The 9,613-nt window shown below is 64.0% G+C and carries 5 protein-coding genes; 3 read left to right on the top strand and 2 right to left on the bottom strand.

Going from position 1 to position 9,613, the window contains the following annotated elements:
- Positions 1-3: 3 nt before the first annotated feature.
- The gene (locus tag VFO25_05895; GenBank protein ID HET9342424.1) at positions 4-3,486 is read right to left on the bottom strand and encodes a TonB-dependent receptor; all 3,483 of its coding nucleotides are present in this window, start codon (positions 3,484-3,486) and stop codon (positions 4-6) included.
- 88 nt (positions 3,487-3,574) lie between these two features.
- On the bottom strand, positions 3,575-5,170 hold the full coding sequence (locus VFO25_05890) for a PucR family transcriptional regulator ligand-binding domain-containing protein (GenBank protein ID HET9342423.1): 1,596 nt from the start codon (positions 5,168-5,170) through the stop codon (positions 3,575-3,577).
- A 137-nt stretch (positions 5,171-5,307) separates the two neighbouring features.
- On the opposite strand from VFO25_05890, the gene gabT reads away from it, so the two are divergent.
- The 3 genes from gabT (at position 5,308) to VFO25_05875 (ending at position 9,571) form a co-directional block, all read left to right on the top strand.
- The gene (gene gabT / locus VFO25_05885) at positions 5,308-6,594 is read left to right on the top strand and encodes a 4-aminobutyrate--2-oxoglutarate transaminase (protein HET9342422.1); all 1,287 of its coding nucleotides are present in this window, start codon (positions 5,308-5,310) and stop codon (positions 6,592-6,594) included.
- Positions 6,595-6,668: 74 nt separating this feature from the next.
- On the top strand, positions 6,669-8,039 hold the full coding sequence (locus tag VFO25_05880) for a putrescine aminotransferase (GenBank protein HET9342421.1): 1,371 nt from the start codon (positions 6,669-6,671) through the stop codon (positions 8,037-8,039).
- 2 nt (positions 8,040-8,041) lie between these two features.
- Complete coding sequence (locus VFO25_05875) at positions 8,042-9,571, top strand: aldehyde dehydrogenase family protein (GenBank protein HET9342420.1); 1,530 nt, start codon at positions 8,042-8,044, stop codon at positions 9,569-9,571.
- Positions 9,572-9,613: the final 42 nt, after the last annotated feature.

Here is a 9,613-nt window from a genome sequence, read left to right as displayed (position 1 = left end):
TCTCTAGGGTTTGTATTCGAACTCGATGACGGCCTCGACCGGATTCTTCTGACCCATCTGCGCGATCTCGAGGTTGTTGTACCAGCTCCCGTACGGGTACGCGAGTTGGATCGGCGGGTTCTTCACGAAGTTGCCGGCCGCCGGCAGCAGATTCGACTGCAGTTGCGCGTACTCGCACGTCGGACCGTTCGCCCACGGCACGTTGTGCTGGTAGCAGTGGTCGATGAGGTTCGCCGCCGTAAGCGTCGCCGTGAGGTGCTTGTTGAATTCGTAGCCGACCGACAGGTTCGCGGTCAACCGCTGCGGCTGCGCGAACGCTCCCAGATTGTCGAATACGCCGGTGTACTTGTCGGGGATGAAGATGTAGCCCGAGCAGTTCTGCGGATTCGCGGCGCCCGAGCCGGAGCACGTCTGCGGGTCGTAGCCCGGCCAGACGAGCGGCGACCCGTATTTGCCTTGCGTCGAGTAGAGGAAGTTCGGGGTGATCGTGAGCGGTCCGCTCTTCCAGTTGAGCACGACCGAGACTTGGAAGGGTGTCTCGAAGCCGATCGCGTTGCTGAACGGCGACGGGATCTCGTCGTACGTCGTGTACTGGGCGTTCGGGTCGAGCAGCGGTTGCGGCTTCGCGTTGTAGTACGGGTTGTTGATCCCGTTCGGTTCGACCGGCAGCGCATTCGGGGATTGTGCGTTCGGGTTGAAGTTCACGCCGCACAAGCTCTGCGGGTTCTTCGACGGCGCGACGCCGGCGCACGCCGACGTGTACGAGTTGTAGATCTGGATCTGTTCGTTCAACAAGTCGATGACGCTAAGCCCGCTCGGATACGGACCGTACCGGATCTTGCTCCGCGTGAACGTCGCGGACAACGCCCACGAGAGTCCGTCGCGGTCGAACGCGCCTTTGTCGAGCGCGAACTCGACGCCGTCGGACACCTGCTTGCCGGCGTTGACGCCGGCGACGACGCCCTGCGCGTTGAGCGCCGAGTACTGGATCTGCCCCTGCGTCGTACGCAAGAACGGCGTCACCTTCATCGCGAGCGACGTGTTCGGGAAGTGGTGTTCCCACGAGAGGTCGGCGTTGAGCGACGTGTCGGAGTAGAGGTTGTGGACCGGCGAGTTCCAGCCGTTCGGGATGAACGTCGCCAAGAAACTGGGCAGGTCTTGCTGGAACGTGTTGTATTCCTGATACGACGTCGGCGCCGGCCGCGCGTAGCGTCCGTACGAGGCGCGGATGACGTTGTCGGAATTCAACTCGTCGGTGACGCCGAAGCGCGGCTGCGGCACGGTCTGCGAGATCGAGCCGCCGTGATAGTTCTGCAGGTGGACGGGGGCGAGGAACGGGCCGAGAGACGAGCATGGCACGAACGACGACGTGTTCGGGTCGAAGCGCGACACGGTCGTCGGATAGCCCGGCCCCCAACAGAACTCGTTGTTGTACGAGTGGAACCAGAACTGGCGCGCCGGATAGCCGGTGGCGAGGTCCTGCAGCTGGTACTTGAAATTCTCCATGCGAATGCCGAGCGTGAACGACAGCTTCTCGTTCGGACGCCACGAGTCGGTGATGGACGCCGCTGAGAAGAACGGATGTACCGTGTCGATCTGCGCGTTCTGACCGTTTTCCGTGACGATCCATTGCGCGTTCGCGAGCGCGCCAGGCGAGCCCGCCGGGGGCAGGCCGGGGGTGAGCCCGGAGAACGCGGTGCCTTGCGAGTTGCCGTCGTAACAGCTGTCGAGGTTGCCGGTCGTGAAGTCGTAGCAGTTGCCGGCGCTGTCGATGAGGCTCGTGAAGTTGCCTGATTGGAACCCCATCGAGTACGTCTCGAGCTTCGACGTGAAGTAGGAAGCCGTCGCGTTGATGAGATGCTTGTCGGAAAGCTGTTTCGAGAAGATGATGTCGCCGCCGTACGTGTGGCCGTCGACCTCGTAGTCGGGCAGCTGATCGCCGTACGTGAGGTTCGCGCTCACCGGACCGCTGATCCACCACCACGAGTTCTCTGCGTAGCCGAAGATGCGTAGGTATGTCTTCTCGTCGATGTTCTTCTGGAACTGGAGTTTCTCGATGCCCGCGCCGTTCTGCGATCCCTCACGTTCGTTGAGCGGGATGTCTTGGAACGCCGGGCGGAACTGACCCGAGTTCGGGAAGTTCGACGTGATGAGATCGTTCGGGTTCGGCGCCTGGAATATCGGACCGCTGTACGTCGTCTGGTCGAGATACGTCACCGGGCCGGTGCACGGCGTGCCGCCGCCGCAATCGAAAACGCCCTCGACGAGATTCTGCGACGCGAGCGAACTCAAGCCGAGGTCGCTCAGCGAGGTGTAGAATTTCTGCAATAGGTTGCTGTAGACCCAGAGCAGCTGGATGTCGTCGTGCAGCGGATCGTCTTTGTGCGGCAGCTGGTAATGGAAGTTCGCGACGGTCTCGTAGTCGTGCGTGGAAGCGATCGCGTCCGAAGTGCCGGGCGAGAACAGCGGCGTGCCCGAGCCGTCGAACACGCACGGAGCGACCGAGCATCCGCCGTTGAACGACGAGCTGTTGTTCGACGGGATGTACGCCGGCATGAAGAACAGCGGATCGCTTGCCCCGTTGAACTGATCGCCGTAGCGATAACCCTGTGCGGTGAGCGCTTCGCCCACGTAGTAGTTGAAGCGCCGGTCCGGCGTCGAGCTGCCCGCTTCGAACTGCGCAGAGTTGTAAAGCGCGGGGCCGCCGATGCCTAGTTTGAGCGATTCGAAGCCCGGATACGTTCCGGTCTTGATGACTTGGTTGACGTAGCCTGCGATGCCCGACGCGTCAGCGGACGCCGGAGTGCCGCCCGTATAGACCTGCATCTCCTGTTGGCCGAGGCTCGAAAGCGTCGTGACGGTCGCGCTATCGGACACGCGCATCGTGGGAATTCCGTCGAGCTCGTACGCGGTCTGGTCGATGTCGCCGCCGCGGATGTAGATGCTCTGGTACCAGCCTTGCTGGCCTTGCTGATAGACGACGCCCGGCGCGCTCGCGACTGAGCCGTACGCCTGGTTGAGACTTCCCGATCCGCCGAGCGCCGAGGTCGCCTTCGCGGTCGCCGCATTGATCGAGTAGACGTCGCTCGTCGTACCCGGCCGCACGAGCGATGTCGCGGCGCGCGTGCTGATCGTCGCGAGCGTCTTCGCCGTTTTTTGAAGCGTCACGCCGATGTTGCGCGACTGGTCCGCGACGACCGTGATGCCCGGCAGCGACGCGATGTCGTAGCCGTCTTTCGAGACCGTGATCGTGTACGTATCGGGCGCGAGGGAGATGAAGACGAACACCCCGTTCGCGTCCGTCGTCACCGCCTCGAGCTGCGACGGCGACGACGCCGTGACCTTAGCTCCGACGATCGGCGCGCCGGTCGCGGTATCCGCGACGCGGCCGTGCAGTCCGCCTGTCGTACCCGCGCAGGCCGGGCCAGCAAATGTCAGAACGCACGCGGCGACAAACGCCGCGACCAACGAAATGCGGAATATCACGGGCAATCTCCCAGAAGCGAGTGCCTACGGACGGAAGTGTACTAGGTAGCCGTGCCGGCACCTATGTCCGCGGGTGACAAATTTTCGTTCAGGGATTATGCGCGAAGTCCAAGAGCCTCGCCGCCAACTGGAGCCGGAAGCGCGTTTCGGGCTCGTCCAGGTTCAGACCGAGCATCTCGGCAGCGTGCGATAGCCGATAGCGAAGCGTGTTCAGGTGGATCTTGAGCTCTTCCGCCGACTTCTTGTGGTTGAACCCCGACTTGGCGAGCGTGAGGAGCGCGCGCTCGAGCGTCGCGCCGCCCTTCTTCGCCCGCAGCTTCCCGAAGAGGTCGTCGATGAATGCCGCTCGCGCGCCGGAATCGCCCATGAGAACGCGCGGCACGAGCGATTCGTCGAAGTGCCTGATCGGCAAGCCGTCGCGATAGTTGAGCAGCGACTTCGCCTCTTCGAAGCTCTTGCGCGCCCCCTTCGTGCCGCGGTATCGACGTCCGATGAGCAGCGCGATCGAACCATCCTCGAGCGCGGCCCAGATGGGTGTCGCCTGAACGCCATCGGGTAGCAAGAAGTAGACGTAGTTCAGCGAGGTCGTCAACATCGGCTTCACGCCCGCGGTCAGCAGGCCGGTCCGGATCTTGTCCGCGATCGCTTCGCGGCGCAAGAAGCCCTCGCGTCCGAGCGGCAGGGGTTCAGGGATGACCGCGATCGCCACCCGATGCCAACCTTCCGGATCGAACCCGAGGAGACGGGCACGCTCGATCGCTTGCGGATCGTTGTCTTCAGCCTCCAGCAGCGATAGAAAGGACGCGTAGCCGAGCCGAGCTTCGGTCGTGGCCAGTTCGCGCTGATGCGCGACATGGACGGCTGCGACGAGCGCAGCGTGCTCGGCGGCGCGGTGATCGAGTTCGGACAGCTCGGCCGCACCTTCGATGATCCACACGTGTCCGACGAGCTCGGCGCCCAAACGTATCGGACAGACGACGCGCGCGGCAAGACCGATATCCGGCATCGCTGGGATGCGCACCGGACCGGAACTGTTGCGGATCTTCGCGAGCTGTCCGGCCGCCTCGAGCGCTGCGATCGTGTTCGCAGGGCTCTGCTCGCGCTGGAGGGTTTCGCCGCGGATCGCATCGGCGACGCCGGCGTCGTGGAATGCGAGCAGCTTACCGGTCGCGTCTTCGAACGTCACCGAACGCTCGAGCAGCGTGCCGAGCGCATTCGCGAGATCGTGCAGGTTCTTGCCGCTCGCAGCGGCACGCGTCAGCTCGCGATGGATCTGCTCGGAGCGCTCGAGTATCCGGTACTGTTCCGCGATGATCGCGCGCTGCAATTCTTCCGTGATCTGTGCGAACGGGATCTCGAACGGGATCTCGATCAACGGGAGACTGCGCCGGTCCGCTTCGTCGCGCGCGGCGTCGGGAAAATGTTCGAGGTAGCGTGGAACAGCCAGCACGACGGCGGCGAGATCTTTGTCCGCGAGTTGGCGGATCTGGGAGCGCTGCTCCGCGTCGGACTTCGGCCACGACAGTCCGGTCGTCAACAACAGTTGTCCCGCTCGCACCCAAGGTGCGAGATCGGGGAGATCGACGACGTGGGTCCACCGGACGAGACGGTCGAGGCCGTCCTCGCCCGCGACTACGCGCGCTGCGTCGAGCGATTCGAGCGCGAGCGCCTCACGAACCGTCATACGGCCGTACCGCCTATCGGTTGGTTTCGTATGCCAAAGAAGCGACGAAAAGTTGTGCGAGAATGACGTGGCGCTTGCCTGTCGAACCCGGTACACTAGAGGCGTACCCTCGACAATCCCCTTGAAAGGATCCCACCGTGGCCCTCGCTGGCACGAGCACCGCAGCGCTGTTAGAACTGCGGGCTTCTGAGGTCGCGCGCGGCGTCAGCAACGCGCACCCGATCTTCGTCGAACGCGCCGAGGGCGCGCGCCTTTGGGATATCGACGGCAAGGAATACATCGACTTCGTCGGCGGCATCGGTGTGCTCAACGTCGGGCACGCACATCCGCGGGTGAGAGCGGCCGTCGAGCAGCAGCTCGATCGTTTCACCCATACGTGCTTTCAAGTGGCGATGTACGAACCGTACGTCCGCCTCGCCGAGCGGCTGAACCGCCTCGTGCCGGGCCCGTCGCGCAAGAAGACGCTGCTCGTGACGACCGGCGCCGAGGCGACCGAGAACGCGGTGAAAATCGCGCGCGCGTACACCGGCCGGCCAGCGGTGGTCTCTTTCCACCACGGCTATCACGGGCGCACGCTGCTCGCGCTGTCGATGACCGGCAAGAACGATCCGTACAAGCTGCGCTTCGGTCCGTTCTGCAGCGAGATCTATCAGACGCCGTTCCCATACGAGCATCACGGCTGGACGACCGAGCGGGCGCTCCGATCGCTCGACGACCTCTTCGAGGCACAGGTCTCGCCCGATCGCGTTGCCGCGATCATCATCGAGCCCGTGCTTGGAGAAGGCGGTTTCGTGCCGGCGCCGCCGGCGTTCATGGTCGCGCTGCGCGAACTCGCGACGCGGCATGGCATCTTGCTTGTCTGCGATGAGATCCAATCCGGCTTCGGCCGAACGGGCAAGATGTTCGCGTTCGAGCACAGCGGGATCGAACCGGACCTCGTCGCCATCGCGAAGAGCGTCGCAGCCGGCTTGCCTCTCGCAGCCGTAATCGGCAAAGCGGAGATGATCGACTCGGTGACGCCCGGCGGCCTTGGAGGCACGTACGGCGGCAACCCGCTCGCGTGCGCCGCGGCGCTCGCGACGCTCGACGTCTTCGAGGAGGAGGGCCTGGTCGAGCGAGCGCGCACGATCGGCGCGCGCATCGAACGCGCGCTTCACGATCTGCAGCGCCGGCATCCGAAGATCACCGACGTCCGCGGTCTCGGCGCGATGCTCGGCATCGAGTTCGTCGACGAGCCTGATAAACCGCGGTCGGCGTATGCGAAAAGGGTCATCGAGGAGGCGCGCAGTCGCGGTCTGCTCTTGATGTCGGCGGGTTCGAAGGCGGACGTCATCCGCGTCCTCGTGCCGCTTGTGATCACGGATGACGAGCTCGATACGGCGCTCGCGCGGCTCGCGGAGAGCTGCGACGCGGCCCTCGCGTGAATTTCTACTTGTAGCGGTCGAGCTTTAGCTCGACCGGCCGAGCGAAGCTCGGCGACCCCGGAGGAACCGTTAAAATTCATAACCGCAGCGAAGCGCAAGCATATCTATACAGCCAAAAAGTGCTCGACCTGATCGCCAAGCCATCGATCACGCCGTCCGATGCCGCGTGGATCACGTCGGAGACCGTCGAGAATTTCCGCGACCACGTCAACCCCGGCTTCCTTGAGTATAGGAAGGCGACGTCGGTAGCGCACGCGGTCGCGGCAGTCGAATGGGAAGACTCAGGCCCGAACACGTACCGCGACGTCAACGGCAAGGAATATATCGACTGCCTCGGCGGTTTCGGCATCTTCAACGTCGGACATCGAAACCCGAAGGTCGTCAAGGCCGTCACCGACCAGATCAAGCGTCAGGCGCTCCATAGCCAAGACCTGCTCGACCCGCTTCGCGCGATGCTTGCGAAGACGCTCGCGCTCTTCACACCAGGCGACCTCGAATATTCGTTCTTCTGCAATAGCGGCACCGAAGCGGTCGAGGGCGCGCTGAAGCTCGCGCGCGCGTTCAACCCGCACAAACAGACGATGGTCGCCGCGACGAAGGGGTTCCACGGCAAGAGCTTCGGATCGCTTTCGGTCAGCGCGAAAGCGGAGTTCCGCCGCCCGTTCGGCGCGATGCTGCCGAACATCGAACACGTGCCATTCAACGATCTCGAAGAGCTGCGCATCAAGATGCACACGCTGAAGATGGTCGGCGAAGACGTCGGTGCGGTGATCCTCGAGCCGATCCAAGGCGAAGGCGGCGTCAACATCCCCGACGACGACTATCTGCCCGGCGTCCGTCGGCTGTGCGACGAATACGGCGCGCTTCTCGTGCTCGACGAAGTGCAGACGGGCATGGGTCGCACGGGCCGCATGTTCGCGTGCGATCACTGGAACGTCGCGCCGGATCTCATGTGCCTTGCGAAGGCCTTCGGCGGCGGCGTCATGCCGATCGGCGCGGTCGTCGGGACGAAGGCGGTCTTCTCACGCATCTTCGATAACCCGTTCCTCCACACGACGACGTTCGGCGGCAATCCGCTCGCGTGTGCGGCGGCGCTGGCGACTATCAACGTGCTCATCGAAGAGAAGCTGCCGCAGCGCGCGGCCGTCATGGGCGATCGGATGCTCGACGGCATGCGAGCGGCGGTCGCCGATCACGAGGGCATCGTCGTCGCGGTCCGCGGCAAAGGACTGCTCATGGCGATCGAGTTCGTCGACAACGAGATGGGCTTCGCGCTCAGCAAGGCGATGCTCGATCGCGGCGTGCTCGTCTCCGGCACGCTCGTCAACGCGCGCGTCATCCGCATCGAGCCGCCGCTCACGATCACCGAAGAGCAAGCCGACTACGTCTGCACCGCACTGCGCGAATCGCTCGAGGAGATGGCTGGAAAGGTACCGGTGGCTTAGCGATGGCGACGACGATCGCACCGAAACACGATGATCTGCTCCGCGGCCTGCGGCAATCCGGCGGCGTTTGTCTCATGTTCATCGATGGCGCCTTCTCGGCGGCTTCGGACGGAGGCACGCGCAAGCTCATCAACCCGGCGAGCGGCGAGGTGAGCGCAATCGTCGCCGAAGGTACGAAGGACGATGCCGAGCGGGCGATCCGCGCGGCGCGCGAAGCATTCGACCACGGACCGTGGTCCGACACCCACGCTCAAGATCGAGCGAAGCTGCTCTTCAAGCTCGCCGACAAGATCGACGAGCACTTCACCGACCTATCACGGCTCGAGACGCTCAACAACGGCAAGCCCGTCCGCGAGACCGAGTACGACGTCACCGATGCGGCGAATTGCTTCCGCTACTACGCCGGCCTCGCGACGAAGCCGCACGGCGAGACCTTTGACGTGCCGGCGCCGTCGCAGACCTTCGTCGTGCGCGAGCCGATCGGCGTGTGCGGTCAGATAATCCCGTGGAACTACCCGCTACTTATGGGCGCGTGGAAATTGGCGCCCGCGCTCGCCGCCGGCAACGTGTGCATCCTCAAGCCGTCGGAGCTCACGCCGCTCACGGCGCTCCTGCTCGCCACGCTCATCGAAGAGGTCGGGTTTCCGAAGAACGTCGTCCAGATCGTGCTCGGCTCCGGGCCGGTCGTCGGGCAGCACATCGCCGAGAGCCCGCTCGTCGACAAGATCGCGTTCACCGGCGGCACCAAGACCGGGCGCGCGATCATGCTCGCGTCGACCGGTAATCTTAAGAAAGTCACGCTCGAGCTCGGCGGTAAGTCGCCGAACGTCGTGTTCGCGGACGCGGATTTCGACACGGCCGTCGACTACGCGCTTTTCGGCATATATGCGAACTCCGGTCAGGTCTGTTCGGCGGGGTCCCGGCTGATCGTCGAAGAGTCGCTTCACGACAAGCTGGTCTCGAAGATCGTCGAGCGAGCGGGCAAGATCCGCGTCGGCGACGGTTTCGATCCGGAGACGGAGATGGGTCCGATCGTCACCCGCGCGCATCAGGAGAAGGTCGAGGCGTATATCGCGCTCGGCAAACAAGAGGGCGCGACCCTCGCGTGCGGTGGCGGCCGCTTGCCCGGCGAGCTCGGCGAGAAGGGCAACTTCATCATGCCGACGGTCTTCACGAATACGCGCCGCGACATGCGCATCGTCCAGGAGGAGATCTTCGGTCCGGTCCTCGTCGTGCAGACGTTCAAAGATGAAGCCGAGGCGATCGCGCTTGCGAACGATACGATCTACGGCTTGGCGGGCGCCGTGTTCACGAACGACATAGCGAAGGCGCACCGCGTCATCCGCAAGATGCGAGCCGGCATAACGTGGATCAACACGTATCACCCGACCTACAACGAAGCCCCGTGGGGCGGCTACAAGCAATCCGGGTCGGGTCGCGAGCTCGGTACCTACGGTTACGACTCGTACACCGAAGTAAAGCAGATCAACGTCAACCTCGACGTCGTTCCGAGCGGCTGGTTCTCCGAGTAAACCCGCGCTCTTGACCAGGGGAGCGGTCGAGATTCATCTCGA

It is taken from the genome of Candidatus Eremiobacteraceae bacterium (genome assembly GCA_035710745.1).
Classification (GTDB): Bacteria; Vulcanimicrobiota; Vulcanimicrobiia; order Eremiobacterales; family Eremiobacteraceae; genus JANWLL01.
Note: the sequence above shows the minus strand (reverse complement) of the source record. Positions and strands in the feature narration are given on the sequence as shown.